Source organism: Mangrovactinospora gilvigrisea (genome assembly GCF_001879105.1).
Taxonomy (GTDB): Bacteria; Actinomycetota; Actinomycetes; order Streptomycetales; family Streptomycetaceae; genus Mangrovactinospora; species Mangrovactinospora gilvigrisea.
The window spans coordinates 1-23,124 of sequence record NZ_MLCF01000036.1 but is presented as its reverse complement, the minus strand read 5'-3'; the positions used below and the strand labels follow the sequence as shown (position 1 = coordinate 23,124).

16 protein-coding genes and 1 pseudogene are annotated in these 23,124 nt (G+C 69.9%); 11 read left to right on the top strand and 6 right to left on the bottom strand.

Annotated features, from left to right (window positions below; all coding sequences use genetic code 11):
• Nucleotides 1–517: 517 nt before the first annotated feature.
• The 6 genes from BIV57_RS08355 to BIV57_RS08330 all read left to right on the top strand — a co-directional run bounded on the left by BIV57_RS08355 (nucleotide 518) and on the right by BIV57_RS08330 (nucleotide 11,522).
• The gene (locus BIV57_RS08355) at nucleotides 518–1,426 is read left to right on the top strand and encodes a winged helix-turn-helix domain-containing protein (RefSeq protein WP_071656047.1); all 909 of its coding nucleotides are present in this window, start codon (nucleotides 518–520) and stop codon (nucleotides 1,424–1,426) included.
• 734 nt (nucleotides 1,427–2,160) lie between these two features.
• On the top strand, nucleotides 2,161–5,130 hold the full coding sequence (locus BIV57_RS26375; protein ID WP_071656046.1) for a type IV secretion system DNA-binding domain-containing protein: 2,970 nt from the start codon (nucleotides 2,161–2,163) through the stop codon (nucleotides 5,128–5,130).
• A gap of 866 nt (nucleotides 5,131–5,996) precedes the next feature.
• Nucleotides 5,997–7,637 (top strand): conjugal transfer protein, encoded by a 1,641-nt coding sequence (locus BIV57_RS24560; protein ID WP_071656045.1) that lies wholly within the window; start codon nucleotides 5,997–5,999, stop codon nucleotides 7,635–7,637.
• A 146-nt stretch (nucleotides 7,638–7,783) separates the two neighbouring features.
• Nucleotides 7,784–8,074 (top strand): hypothetical protein, encoded by a 291-nt coding sequence (locus BIV57_RS08340; RefSeq protein WP_071656044.1) that lies wholly within the window; start codon nucleotides 7,784–7,786, stop codon nucleotides 8,072–8,074.
• Between the two features lie 59 nt (nucleotides 8,075–8,133).
• Nucleotides 8,134–8,778 carry a hypothetical protein gene (locus BIV57_RS08335; protein ID WP_071656043.1) on the top strand — a complete coding sequence of 215 codons (645 nt, stop codon included), beginning with the start codon at nucleotides 8,134–8,136 and terminating at the stop codon, nucleotides 8,776–8,778.
• 2 nt (nucleotides 8,779–8,780) lie between these two features.
• Nucleotides 8,781–11,522 (top strand): ATP-binding protein, encoded by a 2,742-nt coding sequence (locus BIV57_RS08330; RefSeq protein ID WP_071656042.1) that lies wholly within the window; start codon nucleotides 8,781–8,783, stop codon nucleotides 11,520–11,522.
• Between the two features lie 62 nt (nucleotides 11,523–11,584).
• Here BIV57_RS08330 and BIV57_RS25010 read toward each other — a convergent pair whose 3' ends face one another.
• Nucleotides 11,585–12,274, bottom strand: coding sequence for a hypothetical protein (locus tag BIV57_RS25010; protein WP_175548701.1), 690 nt, complete (start codon nucleotides 12,272–12,274; stop codon nucleotides 11,585–11,587).
• Nucleotides 12,275–12,387: 113 nt separating this feature from the next.
• Between BIV57_RS25010 and BIV57_RS08315 the strand changes: the two genes are divergently transcribed.
• The 3 genes from BIV57_RS08315 to BIV57_RS08305 are packed head-to-tail and all read left to right on the top strand — an operon-like array spanning nucleotide 12,388 to nucleotide 17,458.
• Complete coding sequence (locus BIV57_RS08315) at nucleotides 12,388–16,245, top strand: hypothetical protein (protein WP_139275545.1); 3,858 nt, start codon at nucleotides 12,388–12,390, stop codon at nucleotides 16,243–16,245.
• Nucleotides 16,242–16,841 carry a hypothetical protein gene (locus BIV57_RS08310; protein WP_139275543.1) on the top strand — a complete coding sequence of 200 codons (600 nt, stop codon included), beginning with the start codon at nucleotides 16,242–16,244 and terminating at the stop codon, nucleotides 16,839–16,841. Before BIV57_RS08315 ends, BIV57_RS08310 begins: the two co-directional genes overlap by 4 nt.
• Before the next feature lie 17 nt (nucleotides 16,842–16,858).
• Nucleotides 16,859–17,458 (top strand): hypothetical protein, encoded by a 600-nt coding sequence (locus BIV57_RS08305; protein ID WP_071656037.1) that lies wholly within the window; start codon nucleotides 16,859–16,861, stop codon nucleotides 17,456–17,458.
• 33 nt (nucleotides 17,459–17,491) lie between these two features.
• Here BIV57_RS08305 and BIV57_RS08300 read toward each other — a convergent pair whose 3' ends face one another.
• From BIV57_RS08300 to BIV57_RS08285, 4 genes are all read right to left on the bottom strand, one after another.
• Entirely contained in the window at nucleotides 17,492–18,490 is a 999-nt protein-coding gene (locus BIV57_RS08300) for a hypothetical protein (RefSeq protein WP_139275541.1), read from the bottom strand.
• Nucleotides 18,491–18,606: 116 nt separating this feature from the next.
• Nucleotides 18,607–19,707, bottom strand: a complete 1,101-nt coding sequence (locus BIV57_RS08295; RefSeq protein WP_071656035.1) for a hypothetical protein — start codon at nucleotides 19,705–19,707, stop codon at nucleotides 18,607–18,609.
• A 50-nt stretch (nucleotides 19,708–19,757) separates the two neighbouring features.
• The gene (locus BIV57_RS08290; RefSeq protein WP_071656034.1) at nucleotides 19,758–19,970 is read right to left on the bottom strand and encodes a hypothetical protein; all 213 of its coding nucleotides are present in this window, start codon (nucleotides 19,968–19,970) and stop codon (nucleotides 19,758–19,760) included.
• Between the two features lie 133 nt (nucleotides 19,971–20,103).
• Nucleotides 20,104–20,442: a hypothetical protein gene (locus tag BIV57_RS08285; protein WP_071656033.1), complete on the bottom strand. Its 339-nt coding sequence runs from the start codon at nucleotides 20,440–20,442 to the stop codon at nucleotides 20,104–20,106.
• Between the two features lie 85 nt (nucleotides 20,443–20,527).
• On the opposite strand from BIV57_RS08285, the gene BIV57_RS08280 reads away from it, so the two are divergent.
• On the top strand, nucleotides 20,528–21,229 hold the full coding sequence (locus BIV57_RS08280) for a ParA family protein (protein ID WP_071656032.1): 702 nt from the start codon (nucleotides 20,528–20,530) through the stop codon (nucleotides 21,227–21,229).
• A gap of 25 nt (nucleotides 21,230–21,254) precedes the next feature.
• On the opposite strand, the gene BIV57_RS08275 is transcribed toward BIV57_RS08280, so the two are convergent.
• The gene (locus tag BIV57_RS08275) at nucleotides 21,255–22,205 is read right to left on the bottom strand and encodes a hypothetical protein (RefSeq protein ID WP_139275539.1); all 951 of its coding nucleotides are present in this window, start codon (nucleotides 22,203–22,205) and stop codon (nucleotides 21,255–21,257) included.
• Nucleotides 22,206–22,697: 492 nt separating this feature from the next.
• Here BIV57_RS08275 and BIV57_RS25555 point away from each other — a divergent pair.
• A pseudogene (locus BIV57_RS25555) lies at nucleotides 22,698–23,124 on the top strand (hypothetical protein); the annotation flags it as partial.

The window sequence follows — 23,124 nt, the reverse complement described above, 5'->3', positions numbered from 1 at the left end:
ACCCGCACCCCCACCCACCAGTAGAGCTCCAATCCCTCGCCCAACCGCCACTCTTCGCCTCTCCCTGGGAGAGACAGATCCGGTTCTAACGACCCGTGATCTATTCCCAATTCCCCTGAGAGACCCCAGCCTCGGGGTAGAGAGGACCGCCGCAGGCGGAATCAAACTCCTACCAACGGATGCCACAGGCGCTGGCCGCACAATCTCTCTCCACCTCAACCCCTAATAACAACCCTTACCCAACGCACCCGCCCCCCTCTCATTGCAGCTCCGAACAGGACTTTTCCGAGCATCACCCCCTACACTCTTTAACCATGGTCTAATGTAACCCCCAGTCGGCTCCAACTCCGGCCAACCCATGGCTCGCCCAGAGGCGACTTTGTACGGCAACGGACCGCTGGCTCCATCACGGAATCGGTCGAATGGTCTCGCGGTAGGACCGCAGGATTCCTGGCCCTCACCGCTGTGTCCCCTCCACCCGTGTCTCCCACCTAGCCACTACGGAGCGAGTTCGCGCATGCCCCGCAAATCCAGCGCTGCACACCAAGTCACGCTCACCGACGACGACATGGCCATCCTCGATTGGATCGCTCGTTTCTCGTACATGACGTCACCGCAGATCGCTCGCGTTCTGGGGCGGTCGCTTCGGCCGATCTACACCAGGATCACGAAGCTCGAGGAAGCGGGACTCCTTCGCAAAGTGGCCTGGATGATCCATCGGCCCAGCCTGATCGTCCCTACCTCACGCGGGATCACCGCAGCCGGGTACGTCAATCATCAAGACGGCCGCAACCGACCGGACCTGGCCGTTCCTCAGGTCAAGCCCAGCATGGTCCCGCACACCATCTGGATCTCCGACCTTGCCGTCACCTACTACCTGATGGGGCATCGCGTCATCAGCGAGCGTGAGATATCCCGGCTCGAGGTCCGGGGCCGCCGACCCGAGGACTACCTTCATCCGCTTCAGTACGCCGCCTGGCACGATCCCGATCGCGCAGCGCCCTACGTCCCCGACCTCGTCGTCGTCCCGAACGACCCCGCCAATCCCTACGGCGCCCATCAGCCCAACCGACGTCCCGGCTTTCTGTCACCGCAGGAGCCCTTCACGACGCTCAGCAGCGAGCCGATCGTCGACCCCGATACGGACTACACCTACACCTGGGCGGACATCGTTCCCCTCATCCCCTCCGCGGGTCTGCCCGTCGCCATCGAGGTCGAACTCTCGCAGAAGCCCTACCGCAACTACCTCGACCTTGTGACGAAGTATCAGCGCACGGGCCACCTCGCCGGAACCGTCTGGTTCACCCACAAGCCTTCGATCGCGAACGCGCTCACCCGCGCGGCGACGGACGCGGGAAGCACCGACGACCGTCATCGCGTTGCCGAGCTGGTGCCGTGGCAGGAGGGCATGGAAGCCGTGCTGTGACGATCTCGGACCGGCCCCCTCACCCATGTGCGGGCCGAGTGACGGGATCTGCTCCGGCCGGGTCAGCGCAGAAGGATCAGGTACTTCGCGGTTCGGCCGGTCGCTCAGTTCGCGGACGGGAGCGATCGGCGGATGGACACATCGAGGGCCGGCGGCGCGGGATCTCAAGGTTCGAAGGTTGTGGTGTTGGAGTGACATCGTGTCCGGTCGGTACGCGCTGGCAGCACGCTTCGGACCGCGGCCGATCTGATGAGGTATCGGTTCGCGTTCGCGCCTGCGCCAGCTGTGCGCAGTGCGCTGCCGACGGTGTGCGCGGCTCTTGGAGGACGCTGCGCTGGCGATGAGGCGACTGGCGTCACGACCGGCTGAGGGGTGCGCATAGGTCGTGCTGCGCGTGGCGTCCGCTCAAGGACGATGTCGTGGGTTGCGCGTCACGGGGTTGTGGCATCCGGTGGCGCGCGGCGCGAAGCGTTGAAGAGTTGGAACGTGTGGGGTGCGCGGGGGTGCGCCTGCCTCTTGGTGCGCTCCGCCTGGTGGGGCGCGTGGGCTGGTGTGGCGTCAGGCGTGGGGTTGTGTGCGGCCTTCGGTGCGCAGGGGTGCGCGCACCCCGTGGACGGGGTCCAGGGGGTGGGGTTGTTGCTCTGCGGGAACCGCGGGGGCGGCCGGTAGTGTATTGACACTACGGGGGTCGGGCGTGAGGGCTCGGCATGGGGGCAGCACCGGAAGGGATCGCGATGTCTGACGCCTTGTCGTATCAGGACACCGATAAGCCACTGCGGCGGGCGAGGTATCTTTTCGGCGATCCCGCGCACACGCGGCCGACGGTTTCCGGGCTGCTGGGGTTGCTTGCGGTGTTCTCTGTGGTGCTGGCGCCGGTGACGTTGGTGGTGGCGCTGGTGTGTGTCGCCGTGACCGAGGGGCTGCGGGCGCGGCGTTCGGTGTGTGCCTGGATTGCGGGTGTCGGGGTGCTGGTCGTGTTGCTGGCCGGGGGGCCGGTTGCGGCGGCGCGCGATTACGTCGCCGGGCCGCGGCAGGTGTGGCAAGCGGGTTGGGATTTTGAGCGGCATCATGCGCTGGGTCCGGCCGGGGCGTGGGCGGAGGCGACGCACGGTTGGTGGCCGCACTGGTTCACTGGGCAGCTTCCGCTGGCTCTGGTGGCGGGTGCGTTGATCGGCTACTGGGTGTCGTTCATTCGGTGGCTGCACACCGATGAGTGGATGGTGAAGCCGCCGCGCAAGAGCGTGGGAATGATGGTGCGTCAGCAGTGGCTGCGACGCCGGATCGCGGGGGGCGCGCTGGTGTCGACGTCCAAGAGCGCGGTTCTGGGTGTCAACCAGGCGGACGGGTCGCGGCTGGAGCTGTTCGACGATGAGCGGCGCGGCCACATCCTGTGCGTGGGGGCGAACGGTTCAGGCAAGGCGCTGGATGTCGAGACGCTGATTCCCACGCCGGACGGTCTGGTGGTGCTGAAGGATCTGGTGGCGGGTGCGCGGGTGCTGGATGAGTATGGGCGGCCGGCCACGGTTGTTCAGGCGCATGCGGTGCTGTGGGATCGCGTGTGCCTGGAGGTGGCCTTCGAGGACGGGGCTCGGTTGGTCGCTGATTCGGAGCATTTGTGGATCGTGCATCCGACCGGGTGGGGGGTGCTGCCGGCCGGTTTTGATCCGGGTGTGGTGCACACCACGGCGGAGCTTGCTGCCGTCCTGGTGGTCGGGGAGGGCTCCGGGGGCAGCGTTTTCAGCAACCTCGGGGTGCGGGACTGGGTGGAGGGCCGGGAGCGGGTGCGGCAGGTGTTGGCGGTGCGTCCGGTGGTTTCGCGTCCGGTGCGGTGTCTGACGGTGGACTCTCCCAGTCGTCTGTATCTGGCGGGTGCCACGGGGATCCCGACGCACAACACGACCACGGCCCGGAAGGTGTTCGAGGCCGACTGCGACCGCGGGCAGCCGGTGTTCTATACGGACTTGAAGGGGGAGCGTGCCGACCGGGAGGAGATCGCGGCGACCGCGCAGCATTTCGGTCGGCCGCTGGTGACCTTCACGCTCGAGGGCGGCTCGTGGTGGGATCCGTTTCGGTTCGGTTCGTTCGACGAGCGTCGGGACATGCTGGTGTCCGGGCATTCCTGGCAGGGTTCGCCGGACTACTACAAGGACGCCGCGTCGCTGTTCGTCCAGGTGGTGTTGGCGGTGTTGGACGCCACTCCGGAGCAGCCGTACGAATCCACGCTGGAGCAGGTGATCGCGCTGTCGGATCTGGCGGTTCTGGCGCAGCGGGCGTCGAAGATTGCCACGGATCATCCGCGGCGTGCTGACATCCATGCGCAGATCTATCGGCTGGGTGCGTATGTGCGGCGGGATTCGGATGTGCTGAACGGGTTCATCACCAAGTTGGAGATCCTGTCCAATACGGCGGCGGGCCGGTGGATGCGGATCCCGCTGGCGCCGCGGGAGGTGCGTCACGAGGCCGGGGTGACCTATCTGGACGGTCATCCGGTGATGGAGTTGGCGCAACTGCGGCGGGCGGGTGCGGTGGCGCTGTTCTCGTTCTCCAAGTCGCGGGACAAGGACAACACCGCGCGGTTGGGGCGGGTGGCGGTGCAGTTGCAGATCGCGGTGTTCGGTCAGATGAGTGAGGCCGGCGAGCGGATGCGGACGATGGTGTTGATCGACGAGTTCTCGGCGCTGGAGTCGTCGCTGACGACGGAGCTGATGGTGCGGGGCCGCAGTTCGGGCGCGGACGTTTTGCTGATCACACAGACGATTGAGGATCTGGAGATCGCGGCGCAGGAGAAGGCGGCGATCGGTCAGATGCTGTCGAACGTCAATGTGCTGCTGGTGCACCGGATCGGTGATCTGGAGGCGGCGACCCGGGTGGCGGGGGTGGCGGGGACGCGGCGCTGGGTGAAGAAGCGGATGGGCGCGAAGGTGGCGCAGGGTGTGCTGAATGTGCGCCGGGGTGGGACGACGGGTGAGGACCTGGTCGATGAGGACAACGAGTATCCGGTGGTGCGGCCGCGGGCGTTGCAGGATCTTGTTCCGGGCCGGTTCGTGTTGATTTCGCGGTCGCAGGAGCAGGGCAAGCGGGTGATCCAGCAGGCGTCAACGGTGATCAACGGGCGGCTGCACGAGGTGCCGGTTGTGGTGGAGGATTTCGGGCTGCCGGGGCAGGCGGATCCGGTTGGTGCCGCGGCGGGTTCTGCGGCGGTCGCGGGTGCGCAGTGGGGTGCGGCGCAGGGGTGGGTTGCGGCGGGTCCGGCGGAGGCGTTGCCGGCGCGGCCGACGGCGGTCGCGGGTGAGGCGGTGTCGCTGGACAAGCCGCGGGCGGTGCCGCCGGTTCCGCCGGCTCCGGTGGGGTTGCCGCCCGCGCCGGCGGCTCCGCCTGTCCCGGTGACTCCGGCGGTTCCGCCGGCTCCGTCGGTACGTCCGGCGGTTGAGGGGGAGCGGGATCAGGCGCGGGCGCGGGCGGCGCGGGGGTGGGAGGAGTTGATGGCGGCTCCGGCCGACGGGCCGTCAGCTCCTGCTGCGGGTCCGGCGCCGGTGCGGTCGCCTTTGGATGCTTCCCCGGTTGATGCTCCGCCGGCGCCGTCCGGGTCTCCGGCGGGTTCGTCGGCCGGCAAGCCGCCTGTTCCCTTCGGGCGGGTCAGTGCGGCGCGCAAGGCGACCAAGAAGGCGCCGCCCCGCAAGAAGGACGACGGTCCGGCCTCGTAGAGAGGGGGACGCGGGCGCGGGCGTGGTCGGTGCGTGGTGGCCGCCGAGCCGATGGGCGCTCAGTTCGGTTGTGCCGCGACGAAGTCCGCGTTCTTGTGTCCGTCGACTGTGATGGCGCGGTTCAGCCGCTGAAGGCGCACTCCGCCGGGCGCGGCTGGCGCTGGTTACGGGTCGGCTTTCCGGCTCCGGCGACGCGGATGAGTGCGGCATCCGGTCGCGCCGCTGTGCTTTGGGGTCGCCGTTGTTTTGGTCCTCCGGGCTACCGCTGCCGGCAAGCGGGTTCCCTCGACGTGGGGCGAGGTGGGCTGCGAGGCGCGGATGGGCGGCCGGTCCGCGCGGATCGCCACCTGGTGCGCTCTCTTCTTGGTCGTTGCGGACGATGAGCGGTTGGCTCTGATTGCCGCCGCATGCGCGGATGCGGGGCGCTTGTGCCGGGTCTGCACATCGGGACTCTGGCGGTGGAGGGAAACGGTGCGGGCGTGGCCGACGGGAAGGTGTGTCTCCGCAGCAGCGAGGGCGCTCGCGGTGTATCGGGGTAGCCCGCCGTGGTGGAAGTGGGCGGGTGGCGGCTGGGGCTCGCTGTCTGAGCGTGTCCGCCGGCTGCCGGCCTTGGTGAACGGCAGCGGCGATCGGTGTTCCCTTCGCTTCGCGGGAGCACGTTCAGGCGGGTGGTGGGCTTGCCGCGGCCGGTGGGTTTGCGGCAGGAGGGGGTGGGCTGGGAACGGTTCTGCCGTCGCGCGGCGTCCTAGTGTCTATACTCCGGAAGTGTCTAGACACAGCGGATGGTGTGGGGATCCCCGGGCCATCCGTCTCACCCGGCTGTGGTGCTCCGCTGGTGGAGCGCGCGACCAGCAGGAAGGGAACCCGTGACGACGCCGCCATCCGGCTCCACCCCGCCGCCTCGTGGGCTTGACGGGCAGCCGCAGCGCAGTGCCAATGGCTACGCCGCGGCCGAGGGCACCGATCCCGCCCAGGACGAGCGCAAGCCGGCACTCACCGGCGAGATGCCGGACATGCCGCGGGCGCGTCCTCCCCAGCTGCGTTCGCTCTCGCCCGACATCGCCAACCGCAACCGGCGCAAGCCGGCCCAGCCGGAGGGCAACGGTTGGTTCCGCAATCCGTTCGCGCGCAAGAAGGCCGAGCCTGAGCCCGACAATCCGTGGGTGGTGGCCTCGCAGGCCGTCCCGACCGATACGCGTGTCTCGCTCGCGCCCGCCCCGCCGCTGGACCAGGCGCCGACCCAGCTGAGTCTGGACAAGGGCACGAGCACGACCAAAGGCAAGGCTTCGGGCGGCAAGAAGGGCGGCAAGCCGGCCAAGGAGCCCAGTGCTCAGGGGAGCGGCTGGTTCCAAAATCCGTTCGCCAAGCCCAAGCCCGCGTCCGGCGGTTCGAAGCTCGATCGCGGGAACGTCTCGTCGGCGCAGATGTGGAGCGGGCCCCGGCGCGGGATCCTGTTTCGCCGCGTGCTGGGCATCCTGGCCGTGGTCCTGCTGCTGTTCTTGACCATCAGCATGAACAAGAAGGCGACCAAGGCCGATGTGGCCAGTGAGGTCACCTCGCAGATCAAGGCCTCGGGCCGCACGTTCCCGCAGGGCGAGGCGGTGATGTGGGCGGCGCCGCTGGTGAAGTTGTTCGCCACCTACGACGCCACGCATGTGGATCAGCGGGCGGCGGCGCTGCAGCCGTACACCGGGGACGGGGAGGACGGTCAGCTGGGCTGGAATGGGCAGGGCACCCAGTCGGTGATCGACATGGTGATGTCGCCGACGGTGCAGGTGCTGGACGGCGCGCACGGCATCGTGCGCAGCACCGTGCAGGTGCAGGACGGTTCCTGGCGGTGCGTCGCGGTGCCGGTGTATGCGGTGGTCAAGGGGGCGACCACGGCGTTCGGGCTGTCCTCGGAGCCGGTGTATGTGCCGTGCTCGGGTCTGACCTCGCCGCCGGCGCAGGCCGACACCTCCGCCAACGCCGACACCAACCTGGCGCAGACGCTGCACTCGCAGCTGCTTCCGCCGTTCATGGCGGCCTGGGCGCAGAGCGACCGGCAGGCGCTGGCCCGCTACATGCTTCCCGGCACCAAGTCGCTGGGGCTGGGGGGCGCGTTCACCGGGTCGGGCGACGGCGGGCGGCCGCAGATCGGGGACGTGTTCGTCCCGCAGGCCACCAAGGGGGCGCTGGTCGATCGGCGCACCGCGGTGTTCTCGGTGACGTTCCTGGGGCTGGACGGCAAGTCGACGCAGACCTCGATGTACCAGGTGAGCATTCAGAGCCAGAACGGTCAGTGGTTCTTCACCAGCGATCCGACTCCGGCGCTGAGCCACACGGGGCTGGGGGGCAACAACGTTCCGGCTCCGCAGCCGACGTCGGGCACCGGGGGGATGTACTCCCATCCGCCGTCGCCGAGTCCGACGGGCAGCCCGTCCGCGCACCCGAGCACCACGGCCTCGCCGTCGCCCGGTAAGGGCTCGCCCTCGCCGTCGCCCTCTTCTTCCTCGTCCGGCAACTAACTCCGCATCAGCCTGTCACGGAATCCGAACTCCACAACCCGCCAAGTGTATATACACTGTGGGCGCTGGTGTTGCGCACGGCGCGACCAGCTCCTACCTGCTGCCTGACGGCCTTTGGCCGCACACCGAGAGGATGGCCTTCTCCCATGCTGACCAAGACTCTGAGCGCGGTTCCGCCCAGCACGCATGTCCTGCTGGCCGACGCCACCGGCCTGACCAACAAGGCCAGCGACATCGGCAAGGCGATCCTGGCCGCCACCGTGGTGCTCGCCCTGGTCGCCGCCTTCTTCACCCAGGCGCAGCGCCGCTGGGTGACGGTGGGCACGATCCTGCTGATCGGCGCCTTCACCTTCATGATCGTCGGTAGCCCGGCGGCGACGCTGACCCAGCTGGGCAACTTCATCAAGACCAACGTGTGGGACCAGATCCTGGGCTGAGCGCGGCCGCGCTCAGCCACTGACAGCCAGCCAGACAGCCAGCAGGAGAGGGGGAGGGCGTGGACGACGAGACCGTCATCCTGCGGGACTACACCGAAGCGTTCAAGGTCAAGAAGGCCATGCGCAAGCTCGGCCGGGCCCATGTTCCGCTGAAGGAGGGCCTGTTCGTCGACGACATCAAGGTCTTCGGCATCACGCTGGTGCTGTGGCTGTTCCTCTACGCCTTCGTTCTCAAGCCCCCGCTGCGGGCGGCCCTGGGGCTGGTGGGAAGCGCTCCCCCGACCGGGTTCGTCTACATCATGCTGCTGCTCGTTCCGCCGATCATCGCGGTGGGTGCCTCGCGGCGTCCCGTGCGCCACAACCTTCAGCTGTTCGGTTTCCTGCGCTCCCTGTGGCGCGACCTGGTCGACGACCCGGTGCACCGCCGCGGCGTCCCCGTCCGCAGGACCCGGGTGCCCCGCGCCTACCGGATCGTCCTGTGGCGGGCCCGGCCCGATCTGCTCCCCGCACTGGCCAGCACGCAGCCAGCGCCGCTGGGCATGCACATCCCCGACTCCGCGGCCTCCGCCTTCCCCGACGACGACCTCGACGAGGATGAGGAACCGGACCAAGAGCCGGACGAGGCCGAGCAGATGCCCGACATGGCGCCGCTCAGCGAGAGCGAGCTCGCCGACGACTTCGTGATCACCACGCGGAGGGCCTGAGCGTGAAGAAGATCATCTCGAATCTGATTCCCGAGGGCTACCAGGCCCCCTCCCGGATCGGCTACCGCTACCTGGATGACCACATCCTGCTGGACGCCGACGGCGCCTACACACTGCTGAGCGTGCCCACTCGCACCTGGGAGCTGATGACCGCGCTGGACAAGCGCGCCGCCCTCGCCCAGGTCTACGCCTCGCTGACCGGTCTGCCGCGCGGCGCCAGCCACACCTCCCGCTTGCTGACCACCCAGTTCCCCTTCAACGCGGACCTGTGGGCCAAGCAGCTGGACGAGCGCACCCAGAGCCACGGCATCCCGGCGCCCGCGTGGAGCGTGATGCTGGATGACACCCGCAAGCGCATCAACGACGCCGACTGGCCCCTCAAGCGGGTGTACCTGATGGTGCGTCTGGGCGACCGGGCCGCCTACAACGGCGCTTGGGGCCGCATCCAGCGCTTCTTGGACCAGGTCCGCAAGCCGCTGGACATCGACGACGAGATGCCGGGCCTGGATGAGCTCCAGGTCTGGCACGACGCGGCCAACGACGTGCGCAACACCCTGACCCGCTCGATGCTGCGCTGCCAGACCGTGGGCCGGCACGAGGCGGAGATGCTGCTGCTGCACCTGACCCACCCGGGCCTGCCCTTCCCCGACCCCGCCAACTCGCCCGTGCAGCGCTACGGTCCCGGAGAACTGCAGGCGCTGTGCGGCGGCGAGGTCACCAAGGAGCCGCTCGGGAAGATCGGCAAGTACCAGTACAAGTGCCTGCGCCACGAGACCTCGACCGGCACCTCGTACCAGATCTGGTTCGCCCTCTCCATGGGCCCCGAAGAAGTCAGCTTCCCCCACACGCTGTGGCTGGACCAGACCAGTTCCCTGCCGTTCGGTGTGGTGCAGTCCATCGGCTTTGAGATCCAGGAGCTGTCCGACACCCGCAAAGACGCCGACAAGGCGATGCGCAACGTCGAGGAGCAGTTCTACAACGACGCCGAGGCCGGGGTCTCCACCGACCTGACGTACCACCAAAAGCGCGAGATGGCGACGCAGATGAAGTACCTCGTCGACCATCACCGCATCCCGTTCGTGCGCATGCGGGCCCTGTTCGGCATCGCCGCCACCGACCGGGAGGAGTTGCGCGAGCACGCCCGGGACTTCGTGCGCACCATGCGCGAGGGCGGCGGCTACACCGTGGACGCGCCCCCCACCCACCAGAAGTTCTTCTTCTACGAGGCGCTGCCCGGCGGGCGGCCGATGGACACCGACTACCTGCGGCGCGTCCCGCTGGACTATCTGGCCGCCGGAATGCCGCACCTGTCGCCGTCGGTGGGCGACGGCGAAGGCCTGTACCAGGGCTACACCATCGGCTCGGGCGGACAGCCGGCCGAGCCGGTCTTCGTCGACCACATGCTCTACGCGACCCAGTCCCAGATGGCGCCGACCGAGGGCGTGCCCGGCGACCCCGGCGGCGGAAAGACCGTCAGCCGCGGGCTGAAGCCGGTGTGGGAGGACGCGCTGCGCGGCATCACCCAGGTGGTGTGGGACCCCAAGGGCGACTACCTGGTGCTGAAGAAGTACGCGGACGATCTGGGGCTGAACCCCAACAAGATCATCTGTGTGAACGTCTACGATGCCGAGCCCGGGATGCTGGACCCGGCCGCGCAGGCCGCCTCCTCCGAAGAGGCCGCCCAGCTGATGCGCGAGACCCTGCTGCGGCTCGTGCCCGACCTGCTGACCGGCCAGTCGGGCAGCGATTTCGGTGACGTCATCCGGCAGGCGGTGGCCACCGCGATGGCCGAGGGGCACGGCACCACCTATCTGATGCGCGTGGTGGAGATCCTCGAGGGCTGGGAGCAGATGCCTGCCACCCCCGGCAACATCAACCTCGAGCGGCTGCGCCAGTTCGCCGGCCCGCCGGCCCGCCGCTTTCGGGACGTGTCCGCCACCCGGCTCGGGCAGCTGATCTTCGGGCGGGCGCCGCAGCCCTTCCGGATCCCGGTCGGCTACACCGTCGTCTTTTGCACCCTGGGCCTGCAGATGCCCGACCCGGGCAAGCCGCCGGAGATGATGAGCGAGCGCGAACTGCTCTCCGACGTCATCTCCGGGCTGATGGCCGACAACACCTGGAACATCATGGCCACGCTGGACCCGGCCATCCCCAAGGCCATCACCTGGGACGAGTGGCACACCAGCAAGGACAATCCGCGCGCCAAGACGCTGGTGGACCGCATCAAGCGCCTGGGCCGCTCCCGCAACACCTTCCTGCGCCTGATCTCCCAGTCGGCCGGCGACTTCGACTCCAGCTTCATCACCGGCGTGTGGGCGTTCGGCACCGCCTCCAAGGACGAGGCCGTCAAGACCTGCGAGTTCCTGGGCGTGGCGCCCAATGACCAGAACATCGGCCTGATCACGGGTCTGGGCGGCGAGCACGGCGAGAAGGGCGTGTGTGTCTTCAAGGACCGGGCCGGCAAACTCGCCCGGGTCAAGGTGGAGTTCATCTACGACTTCGTCCTGGACATCTTCGACACCAACCCGGAGAAGGACCCGGAGAAGATGACCCGCATCATCGAGGAGATCTTCGGTGAGGAGGCGGCCGGCGCCCGCCGCGAACTGGACGCCAAGGAGCGCGAAGCCGGCATGCGGGCCGAGGAGTCCGGCGACGCCGATGCCTCGGGCGGCGAGGAGGATGACGACCCGGTGCCGATCGAGGCCCTGATGGCCGCTCAGCCGCCGGCGCCCACCGCCGGATGACCCGCGCACCCACGCCCGCGCAGCGCCGGGTGGGCGGCCCCGTCATCGCAGGGCCGCCCGTCTCACCCGGTGGCCGGATACACCAGCCGCGTCAGCGTGGCGTGGGCGGCGCCCGCCCGCATCCGGCCCTCGGCGATCCCGGCGAGCGTCGACCCGTCGCGGGCGGTGACGGTGAAGCGCAGCGTGAAGTGCTCCGCGGTGCCGGTGGCTGCGGTGGCCCGGAGCGTTGCGGCGTCGACGGTGCCGTCCAGGCTCAGCGCGGTGCGCAGTCGGCGCGCGGGCGCCGCGGCCAGCAGCGCCGGGTCGGAGACCTTCGCCTCGCCGCCGGCCGAGCGCACCCCGGGGTCGGTGTCGTGCCGGGCGGTGTAGGCGAACGTCGACGTCGGGTCGGTGGCGGCCGGCAGATAGGCGAGCCAGGCGCTGCCCGATCCGCCGGCGGCGGTCAGGAAGGCGCGTACCTGGTCGCGCCACGCAGCCTGTTGGGCCGCGGCCGGGGGGTGGGCCGAGGCCGAGGCGGTGGGCTGGGCGGACGCGGTGGGCGAGGCCGTCGCCGCCGCGGCCTGGCGGCTGTGCATCGACGCCATCCCGCGGGCGGCCAGCGCCGAGCCGCCCACGGCCAGCAGCAGCACCACCGCCACCAGTCCCACCAGCAGCAGCAGAGGGCGAAGCAGGCCGCGCAGTTCATCGCGCGCGCCGGCGTTGATGTCCGAGAGCTGATGGAGCCATTCACGCTGGTCCTGACGCTGTCTCACCGCTGCCCCCTGTCCGGCAAGTTCACTGGTCAACCTCTCCGCAACCGCGGTCGTCGTGCTAGCGTGTCTAGTGTATAGACACTAGCTTGGCGTCGAATACGTAAAGGATGGACATGGCCCTCACTACGACAGTGGCGCCGCCGCGTACCCGGCTCACATCCTTTCGCGACCAGCCGGCGCGCAGCCGACCGCTGACCCGTGGCGAAAAGCGGCGCAGGCGCTCCCGGCGCATCGCCCGACGCCTGGCCGTCCTGGTGCTGCTGCTCACCTCGCTCTTCTCCGTCGGCGTGGCCACCGCCACGCCCGCCAACGCGCTGTTCGGCCTGGGCGGCATCGTCGACGACATCCTGGGCTCGTGCGGGGACATCAACGTGCCGATCCCCAACGCGCGCGGCCAAGACATCGAGCAGTACATCCCGACCATCGCCTACTCCTCCACGGATCTGGGCGTGCCGCAGTCGGCGATGGGCACCTTCGTGCCCCAGGAGAAGAAGCAGGACGACCCGCGCGCGGGCGAGCCGGTGCCCAGCTTCCACCGCTACGGCATGGTGGCGCTGGACTGGCAGGCGTTCGGCTCCAACGTGGGGTGCTTCAGCATCCCGCGCGCCATGAACTTCTTCGCCAACGGCATCTTCATGGTCTCCAAGCTCTTCGCGATCTTCAGCATGGCGCTGGTCGCGTGGAGTTTCGGGGAGAATCCCTTCAGCTATCTGGATGGGAGCATCAACTCCCTGTCCAAGGCCGTCGCGGACATCGCCTTCCCCTACATGATGCTCATCGGCTGCGTCGGCGCCGTTTACCTGGGGGTGAAGAACCTCGGTCCACACGGGCGCATGACCGCCGTCCTCAAGGGCGTGGCCTGGATGGGCCTGGTCGTCGGCATGTTCGGTTGGTTCAGACAGAACCCGACGTATGTCGGCAAGCAGGTCAACACCTTCATCGGGAACTTCGCCGCCACCGGCTTCCAGTCCGTGCAGAACATCGCCAGCAGCAACCGCGACATCGACAACGTCTGCAGCGGGACGGGCAACACCGACCGCACCATCGCCTGCATCCAAGACTCCCTGTGGTACCCGCTGGCGTATCAGCCCTGGCTGTACGGGGCGATCGGCACCTCGGACAAGGCCACGGCCGACAAATGGGGCCCGGTCATCATCAACACCCTCTACGTCGGCCGAACCCCGGACGGCAAGATCGACGCCGCCGGGTTGAAGGTCATCTCCCGCAGCACCGACTGGAACAACGACGGCGACGAGTACGGCGGCGGCTCCAAGCACGGCAAGAAGGCCTGGGACGACAAGTACGTCGACGACGTGCCGTACCTGAAGCTGTGGGGCAACGACATCTGCCGCGGCTATGAGGACAACGGCGCCCGCCACGACTTCAAAAAGTGCTGGAGCGGCGACAAACAGGTCCACCCCGGCGACCTTCAGATCTACAACAACCTCGGCGGCAACTCCCCCATGACCCGCATGGGCGCGGCCGGCATGAGCGTCTACGGCGGCATCACCATCAACTCGGCGCTGTACCTGGTGTGCGGGATGATCCTGATCACCAAGCTCGCGCTCTATGTCCTGATCATCTTTACGCCGCTGTATCTGATGCTCGGTGTCTTCCCCGGCCCCGCGCGGGTGGCCGCCATCAAGATCGCCGAGATGATCGGCGCCAACGTCGGCAAGCAGGCCGCCCTCACCCTGATCCTGGTAATCATGGTGACCGGCGACCGTCTGATCTTCAATCAGGGCGGCAACTGGGTGATCATGGTGCTCACCTGCGCCGGATTCACCATCGCCGTCCTGGTCTACGCCAGACCACTGGCAAGAGCATTGGTGGGCATGGCCCAGGGCAACAAGGATGCCGGCGGTGGCATCGAGGGTGTGGCCACCGATGCCCTCAAGACCGGCGTCAAGGGCGCGGCGATGGTGGGGCTCGCCGCCACCGGCGCGGGACTCGCCGTGGCCGGCGCCAGCCAGGCGGCCGCGGCCGCCGGGACCAGCATGTCGGCCGGCGACGCGATGAAGGCCGCCGGAATGGGTATCTCCCGGGCCGTCCCGGGCGTCACCAAGTACGGCTCCAGCCTGCGCGGTCTGGCCTCGGCCAAGGAATCGGGGCGGCTGTCGCAGCACCGCTCCGAACGCGACCGGGCGGATGAGGAGCAGGCAGAGGCGTACCGGACGACACCGGGCGCCCGGGAAGGTATCAGGGCCAGGCGTGCGCAGGGTGCGACCCGCCGGGCCGATGCCGCGGCCCAGGCCGCCATCGACGCACGCCGGGAAAGCGGCGACGTCGCGGGCGCGGACCGGCTCGCACGCGAATACCGCCGTGAGCGTCAGCAGGTGGACCCGGCCACCGGCGTGCGCGTCAATCGCCTGGGCGAGGAGATCCAGGAGAGCAGCCGGCGGCTGCGCACCAACGAACGCGCCTCGGAGAACCTGGGCCGGGTGCTGCGCAGCTACGACAACAACGGGGCCAACATGGACCCCAATCACGCCTCCACACCTGCGCTGCGCAACCTCGCCGCGCACAGCGGTGACCGGGACTCCGACGAGTACCGCAGCGCAGCCCAGATCGCCAGGACCGCGGTAGCCCGGCACGGCCTTCCGGACCGCATCGATGCGGTCGGCGCGGCAGCCGGCAGCACGGGCGCATCGTCCGCGTCGGTGGTCCAGGCCATCCACCAAAACCCGCTGCCGGAGAACGCCACGCCCGCGCAGCGCATGGCGTTCCAGCAGCAGGTCGAGCAGGCCGCGCGGGTGACCCCGACGGGTACTCCGCTGAGCACCGCGCTCAACGACCTCAACCGGGTCGCCGGCGACCCGAACGCGCCGCGCGCCCAGGTCGACCAGGCGCTGCGGGCGGTCTACGACGCGGGACGGCCGGCTGCCGCGCCGACGGCGTCCAACGGGTTCGGGCCGACGACGATGCCGCCGCCCGGTGACCCCGCGCAGGCCGCGGCCGCGACGCGGCCTCCGGCCGCTCCGGCGCCGGGATTCGGACCAAGCTCCGCACCACCGCCCGCCAACCCGAGCGCACACGTGACACCCACTCCCGCACCGGCCGCGGGGTTCGGCCCGAGTTCGGCGCCGCCGCCGGCCAATCCGAGCGCGCACGTGGCACCCGCACCCGCACCCGCGGGTCCGGCCGCTCCGGCGCCGGGATTCGGACCAAGCTCCGCACCACCGCCCGCCAACCCGAGCGCACACGTGACACCCGCACCGGCCGCTCCGGCTTCGGCGCCCGTCGCTCCGGCGCCGTCGGCTCCGGCTCCGGCTCCGGCTCCGGCTCCGGCTCCGGCTCCCGCGAACGGCTTTGGGCCCACCTCGGCTCCCCCGCCCGGCGACGCGGGTGCCTATGTCGCACCTGCGCCGGCACCAGCCGCTCCCGCACCCGCAGCTCCGGCACCCGCGGCTCCGGCGAACGGGTTCGGACCGGCCTCGGCTCCCCCGCCCGGCGACCCGGGTGGATATGTGGCACCCACGGCCGCGCCGGCGGCACCGGCGCAACCGGCACCGGCACCGGCACCGGCACCGGCACAACCCGCGCCGGCGCAGGCGCCAGTGCCGACGCCCGAGCCCGATCCGGTGCCGCTGGTTCCGGGGCCGTCCACGCCGGCGCCTTCCGCGCCCGCGCCGGTCGCTCCGGCGGCCTCCGCTCCGGCCCCCGCAGCTCCGGCGGCATCGGCCGCGGCCTCGGTGGCACCCGCCCCCGGCGCGCCGCCGCTGACCGGCGGTGTCTCTCCGGCGAGCCAGCAGTTGGTGATGCAGGAGGTCGGCCAACTTCAAGACCAAGCCACCGTGAGCGCGGCGGACGTGGTGGTGGGGTTGCAGAACCTGGCCAGCCGGGTCGCGGGCAACGCCCAGGACCAGGACGCGCTCATCCGCGTGGCCCAGCAGTACCAGGCGCAGTCGACCGGCCTCGAGCCGGCTGACCGTGTCTCCCTGCTGCAGCGGCTGTTGGGGGTCATCCGATGACGCATCGCGGTCGGATCGCCGCGATGCTGCTCATCGCGATGGTGCTGGGCGGGTTCGTCATCAACATCTTCACGGCCAAGAAGCCGGCCGCCGCCGATCCGCAGGCCAAGGCGGCGGCGCTGGCCAAGCAGGTCGCGGCCCGCCCGGTGCAGTCGCTGTATGTGCCGCGGCCGGTCACGCTGATCTACGGCCGGTCGCTGACCTCGGAGTCGTCGGCGGAGGAGGTCGCCAGGGCGTTCGCGATCTCGCTCTACACCTTCGACACCAAGAAGCAGACCGCGGCCGGTTTCGCCGCCTCGTTGCCGCGGGTCGCCGCCCACAGCCGCTCCGACATCAGCGACTTGGTCACCACCATGTGGCAGCCCTACAACAACGCCCCGATCACCTCGACGGTGGTCGATCCTGGGAAGGTGACGGCCACCGCGCAGGGCGGGACCCAGGTCTCGACGACCGTGATGGTGCAGCTGACTCAGCGCACGGCCCAAAAGGGCGACACCGGCGGACCGCAGAACACCGCGGTGCAGTTGTCGGTGGACCTGGTGGGGGGGACCGACGGCGACGGCTGGATGGTCACCAGTGCGGAGAGCAACCAATGACGCGAGGAGACAACGCCATGACGGCGCCGCCGTCCGCCCAGCGCACCGCATCCAGCTCGCGGCCGAAGAAGCCCCGGGTGGCCCGGCCCTCCAGCTCCGCCAGGAGCGGTCCCGGCACGGGGAAGAAGACCAAGCCGAGGACGCCCCGGCAGGCCTCGTGGGGACCGGCTTCCGGACCGGTGAAGGTCAAGGTGCGGCGCCCCTCGCTGCGCGCGCGGGTGCTGCCACACCTCAAGGTCGTCCTGGTGGTGGTTTTCTGGCTGGTCGTCATGGTGCAGCAGAGCACCTTGATCACCAATGTCCAGGAGTACTTCACGCAGGTGTTCACCGCGCTGGGCGCCCTGCTGGTCTGCGGCGTCCTGGCGGTGTATCTGTATCCGCCGCGCACCGCCCGCTGGCGGACCCTGGCCTGGGAGTACCTGGCCTCGTCGGTGGCCGGGGCGTTCGGCTACGCCCTGTTCGGCGGGCACGCGGGGGTCATCGCGGCGCTGGCGGCCGGGGCGCTGGTGGTGGTCCTGCGCTGCAACCAGCTGGGGCGGCGCGGCATCCGGTGGAGCGTGACGAAGTACTACGCGTGGCGGCTGCGTCCGCACCGCGCGGGTACCGCTGACCGGTAGTCATCCGGTCAGCGGCAGCCGCGGGCGGGGAGCTCAGCGGTGGCTGGTGATGCCGTGCCGCTCCTCGTACTCACGCTGGCGGATCATCTTGCACTTGCGGCAGGTGCGGACGACCTTGCCGTCCGGGCGCTGGTGCTCGTAGGTGTTCTCCGGGGTGAAGGCGTGGCCGCGCTTGCAGGTGTCCTTGCGCTGGGCGCTGGAGCTGTGCTCCTGGCGCGCCTCCAGGCAGATGCGGCACAGCTTGACCTCGGTGCCGTCCTTGCGGTTGTAGGCGACGGTGTTGTCGTCGGTCAGCGGGTGGCCCTTGGGGCACACCGCGCCGGTCAGTTCCTTGCGGGATTCCACCATCTCGCGCTGGCGCCGCGCGTGGCAGGTGCGGCAGGAGCGGGCGATGCGTCCGTCGGGCCGGTGGTACTCGTAGGTGTTCTCGGGTGTGAACTCGTGGCCGGCCTTGCAGTACTCGCGCTTCTTGGCGAACTCGGCCTGCTTGCCCTTGTAGGGCTGCTCGGTGGCGCCTCGGTTGATGTGGCCGTGGCGGGCCAGGCGGGCGCGAATGGTCGCGGGCGCCTGGCCGGTGATGCGCTGCAACTCCTTGCGGGAGACTCCGCGCTTCCACAGGTCGGCCAGCAGTTGGCCGTACTCCACGGCCGCAGCGCGGCTCGGGTCGTCCTCGGGGGTGACGCCGCGCACCTTGGTGGCCAGCGGCGCCAGTTCGCGCAGCCGCTTGGCTTCGCTGGGGCTGATCTGCGGGGTATCGCGAAGCTTCTTGGACGCTGCCGGTTCCTTGGCGGGCAGCGGCGGGACCTCGGGCAGGCTGCGGGGCGCGGGCAGCTTGGCGGCCTGGAGGCTGAGGCGGTGAACCTCCTGGCGGGTGACCTCCATCGGCGTGGCGATGGCGGACTTGGCCCACCCTGCCTCAACCAGGGCCAGTATGTAGTGCGAGAGCATGGACTTCGCTTCGTTGGCGTCGGGTCCCTTCTCGCGTGCGGCGGCCCGCAGCCGGAGCAGTTCCTGCCCGACCTGGTCGGGCACGGGAGCGACGATACGCATAGCGCTTCTCCTCTTTGGCGTCCGTGGTGAACGGGATACGCCTAAAGAGTAGCTCTACGGGTATCTATTGTCAAGAACTGTCGGCGTCTCGACCCCGGTCAGCTGACGGCGTAGCGCGAGGTGATCAGCTGGCCGTTGGGCGACTGGGGCTCCGGCGAGAACCGGGCCATATCCAGCAGCTCCTGAAGGTTCAGCACATTCCCCGCCTCATCGACGATCGCCCGGTCCCGGATGGCCAGCAGACATGAGGTGCGATAGCCCTTGTCCCAGGCGCGGTCGATGTTCTTCCACACCGCCACCGATGCCTCCTTCCACGCCAGCACCTCACCCGCCGAGTCCGGCGTGGGCGCCGGAGCGGCAGGGGCGGGTGCCGAGACGGGCGCGGGCACGGGCGCCGTCGGCCGCTCCGCCGGCGGGGCCGGGGAGGTAGGCACGGGTGGCGTCGGCGCGGGCACCGCGGTCTTGACGTCGACGGCGACCGGCTGGGGGGCGGCGGCAGGCGAAGGCCCAGGGCTTGCGGGTGCGGCCACCGCGAGGGGGACCGCCACCGGCTCCGGCACCGGAGTGGGCAGCTGGATGGGCACGATCCGGTGAATGGCGGTCCCGGTCTCCTCCTCGTCGGGCTCCTGCGGCGCCACGGCGGGCTCGGGCTGCGGCAGGCGCGGCGCCGCAGGCCCGGGTTCGGCCGGCCTCGCGGCGGGGGCAGCCGGCGGAGGGCTTGCGGGGCGGGGCTCGGGCGGCACGAAGTCGGGAATGGGGCCCTGGTCGACCAGGTGAAGGATCCGGCCGAGGTCCTCGCTGTCTCCGCGGGTGCTGTAGAGCAGCACATGATGCCCGATCAGGTCCCGGGCCCGCTGGTGCAACTCCCGCTCGCTGGCGGTGGTCGCCGCGGTGGCCACGGCGATGCACTCGCGCCAATCGCCCCGCGCCGCATCCCACGTGCGCATGGTCGCCTTGAGCTCCTCACCGGGCGCGCCGCCGGTGACTCCCGTCCACCACACCGCGGTTGTCTCGGCGATCAGCAATGCGGACAGTCTGCGCATCAGGGGTGAGGTGGACACAGTCTTCAGGTGCAGATCGGTGACCACACGGTCGATCTGCCCAAGCCATTGCTCATACGGTCGGTCATCGAGCGGCCCGACCGCCTGGACCGCCAGGGCCACCAGGGCCTCGTAGCGGCTCGTCTCGTACTCAGCCAACGCGGGTGCTCCCTCGTGCGGTGGGGTGATGGTGGTCGAGAGGTGAGTGGCTAGGGCCGCGGCCGGGTGTCGGCGTCGGGGCGCGGGGCGCTGTGGGCGAGGTAGAACAGCATCGCCTTGCGCCAGAAGGCGGATTGGTTGCTTGCACCTTCGGCTTTCATCCGTGCGCGCACCTCGGCGTCGAAGCTGAGCGGCAAGCGCATCATGAAGCTGCGGCTGCGCTGCTTGCGTTCCTCTGCCGCCACGCGCATGACCTCCACCATCCACTCGTTGTGTCAATACACAGTGTAGAGAGCGAGATGCCCCGGCACTGCTCGACGAAGGGTCGAGTGCCTACCAATCGCATCGGCGCGGACCGGGCAGAAACGCTGCAATCGGCGGCCGAGTCGGCACCCGTCAGGTGCGGCAGCGCCTGCGCAGCGCCGCCATCGCCACCCCCTTGGTGGCCTCGCTGGCATTCAGGGCGTCGTCCAGGCGTAAGGCCAGCAGGGCGACGCCGGGGTTGGCGTTGTGCTGGTACTGACCGATCAGCTTCTGCACCGCGGGGCGGAGCGTGCGCTGCACCTGGGCGTCGCCATCGGCCCAGGCCAGGCCGGATTGGCACATCAGGTGGGTGGCCGTGTGTGCGTCGACGGTGGCGGTGGCGCTGTCGGTCTGGGAGGTGCATCCGGTTGCGGCGAGCGCGACTGCCAGCAAGGACAGCAGACGCGCACGGCCGGGGGCGGGGTGCTGCATGCGCCGGGTCCTTTCGCCGTCCAGCTGTAGAGTGTATATACACTAGCGGCTTACTCTATCGGGCGGGACCAGGGAGCGAGAAGACGTGGCAACCACACCACCGCAGGCTCGGATCATCGTCTTCGCCAACCCCAAGGGCGGCGCGGCCAAGAGCACTTCGGCGATCCATACGGCCTGGAACCTGGCCGAGCGCGGCCGGGTGCTGCTGATCGACACCGACCAGCAGCAGGACGCCTACGGCTGGTACGCCAGCGTCGTCGACCCGGAACAGCCGGACCAGGTGCCCTTCCATGTCCACCGGCAGGCGGACGACAAGGTCTACCAGGCGGAGATCAAGAAGTTCCGCCAGGAGTACGACTTCATCGTCGTCGACACCCCCGGCAAGGCGGACCGGATCGTCACCCGTGCGGTCTTCACCGCCGACGACGTGGTGGTCACCACCGTTCCGGCGGGCACGGAGCTGAAGAATCTTCCCGATGCGCTGGCGCTGATCGAGCAGGTCAATGAGCTGCGGGAGCAGATCGAGCAGCCGCCCGCCCGTCCGCATGTGCTGCTGGTGCGCATGGATGTGCGCACCAACGTGGGGACCAAGGCGCGCGAGCGGCTGGCGGAGATGCGGCTGAGCGCCATGCGGGCCACAATCCCGCACCGGGTGGAGATCCTGGACGGCTACGGCCGGGTGCCGCGCCGCGACTACTACGCGCCGTTCGTCGAGGAGCTGCTGGGCGGGGCCGACGTGCCGCAGGGTGGTCAGGCCGCGCCGGCCGCGCCGGCTGCCGCGGTCTGACCGCCCCTCATCCTCCTGCGCGCCCCTATGCGGGGGCGTGGGCGGTGGCGCGGGGGATGCGGCCCGATCCCCCGCAGTGCGGGCACGGGTCGAAGTCCTCGCCATCGGCCCGCTGGCCCGGAAGGTCCAGCTCCGGCGGCAGGTCTCCGCCGAGCGTCTCTCCGTCCTGGGTGGTCTCGGGCTGCCCGGTGTAGGCCAGGTAGGGATTGACCGCCTCCTCGGACACCTCGCCGTCCATGGGCGGCCGCTCGGACTCGCCGTCCTGCGGAGTCTCGGCGTTCTCGGATTCCACGGGCGCCGGGTTCTTCTTGCGCTGGACGAAGTCCTTGACCACCCGCGGCAGGATCTCCTCCACCACCGTGTCGGTGGGCGCGGACTCGCGATTGGCCTGGCGCTGCACCTCTTCGGTCAGCATGGTCAGCTGAGGCCGGATCAGCTCGGCGTTCTTGGCCGTCAGCCCGGGCAGGTCCAGGACGCGCTTGACGCCGTCGGGGTCGTCGAACAGGCCTGCGGCCAGGGCAAGTTGCTCGGCCACCTCGGCGAGGTAGACATCGCGGTAGGCCTGACTCTTGGCCACATCCTTGATCGCCATGACGCCCTCGGCCGCCGACTTGAAGCCCAGCAGCGCGGGGCCGTCGCGATGCACCCACAGAGCGATGTCCCGGCTGAGCTTGCCGGTGTTGCGCACCAGGCGCTCGAACTCGCGCTTGGCGGCGCGCTTGGTGGTGTACTTGCCGGCCGGGTCGTCGGCGCTGGTGGCCACCTCGCTGTCGTCGCGGTGGTCGTCGGGATCCTGGGACACCAGGGCGGCCCGCTCCGCCTGGTCCTCGCCGGTCAGCACGGTGCCCTCGAGGGGGTCCCGAACGTGATCGTGCTCGGCCGGTTCGCTGCTGGTGGCGGGAGCGGGTGTGGCGTCGTCGTCCAACAGGCCGGCGAGGGCCTGCGCGATGTCCTGCCTACCTTCAGCTTCACTCATCTGCTGCTCTCCCCGGTGGTGCGCATGTCGATTGCGCGCATCGCTTCCACGAACATTGCGCGGTACAGGACGGGCATGGCTACCGCCCTCCGCAAGTGTCTATACACTAGCACTGGAGGGGGGAATCAGGGGGGAAGGCCGCGGATGAACGCCTCCGGCCGACGATCCGTGCGGCGGCCGGGGCGGGCGGGGCGGGCGGAGAAAAGAGTGAGGGCCTCCGCGCCGGCAGGGAGGGGCACCACCCCCAAGCCCTGGGCTCCAGCAACGAAGACCCTCGTGCCGACCGGCCACCCGGCACCACCCGTAAATGGCTGAGGTCAGCGCCCCCATCATAGCGAAGGCGCAGGCAGCGATGTGCGCGGGGCGCAGCGTCCGGCTCTGCCGCAAGTGCCCCCGCCCCACTCATCTGTCTATACACTCAGGCGAGGCCGGGTACGGCACGCCGCGCGGACCGCTCCCGGCGGTCCGCCTACTGCAGGGTGAGGAGCATCCGTGTCCACTGACCCCGGCGAATCGGAGTTCGTCGACTACTACGCACTCTTGGGTGTGGATGCCGGCAGCACCCCGGACCAGCTGCGTCTGGCCTGCACGGCGGAGCTGCGGAAATGGAGCCGGCGCGCGCAATCCAGCCCGGTCCTGGCGCACCGCCAAAGCGCGGAGACGCGAACGGTCCTGCTCAGCGACGCGCGCACCCACCTGCTGGATCCGGACCGGCGCCGGGCCTATGACCAGCGGCGGGCGCAGGCGTTGCAGCCCGTGCCGCCGGCCGGCGCGGCGGGCGGCGAGGACGATCTGCCCCCGCAGCTTCCCCCGCCCGCGCCCACCCCGCCTCCGCCGCCTCCTCAGCCGCAGGCCGATTCAGCGCCCGCGGAGCCGGCCGCCGGCGCGCCGCTGAAGCCGGCGGCGGTCGCGGAGCGCG

Bases quoted from the DNA above. Each gene is read 5' to 3' on its own strand.
- BIV57_RS08340 (WP_071656044.1), top strand. From the start codon at position 7,784: ATGCTGACCAAGACTCTGAGCGCGGTTCCGCCCAGCACGCATGTCCTG.
- BIV57_RS08305 (WP_071656037.1), top strand. From the start codon at position 16,859: ATGACGGCGCCGCCGTCCGCCCAGCGCACCGCATCCAGCTCGCGGCCG.
- BIV57_RS26375 (WP_071656046.1), top strand. From the start codon at position 2,161: ATGTCTGACGCCTTGTCGTATCAGGACACCGATAAGCCACTGCGGCGG.
- BIV57_RS08290 (WP_071656034.1), bottom strand. From the start codon at position 19,970: ATGGTGGAGGTCATGCGCGTGGCGGCAGAGGAACGCAAGCAGCGCAGC.
- BIV57_RS08355 (WP_071656047.1), top strand. From the start codon at position 518: ATGCCCCGCAAATCCAGCGCTGCACACCAAGTCACGCTCACCGACGAC.
- BIV57_RS08315 (WP_139275545.1), top strand. From the start codon at position 12,388: ATGGCCCTCACTACGACAGTGGCGCCGCCGCGTACCCGGCTCACATCC.
- BIV57_RS08285 (WP_071656033.1), bottom strand. From the start codon at position 20,442: ATGCAGCACCCCGCCCCCGGCCGTGCGCGTCTGCTGTCCTTGCTGGCA.
- BIV57_RS08275 (WP_139275539.1), bottom strand. From the start codon at position 22,205: ATGAGTGAAGCTGAAGGTAGGCAGGACATCGCGCAGGCCCTCGCCGGC.
- BIV57_RS08310 (WP_139275543.1), top strand. From the start codon at position 16,242: ATGACGCATCGCGGTCGGATCGCCGCGATGCTGCTCATCGCGATGGTG.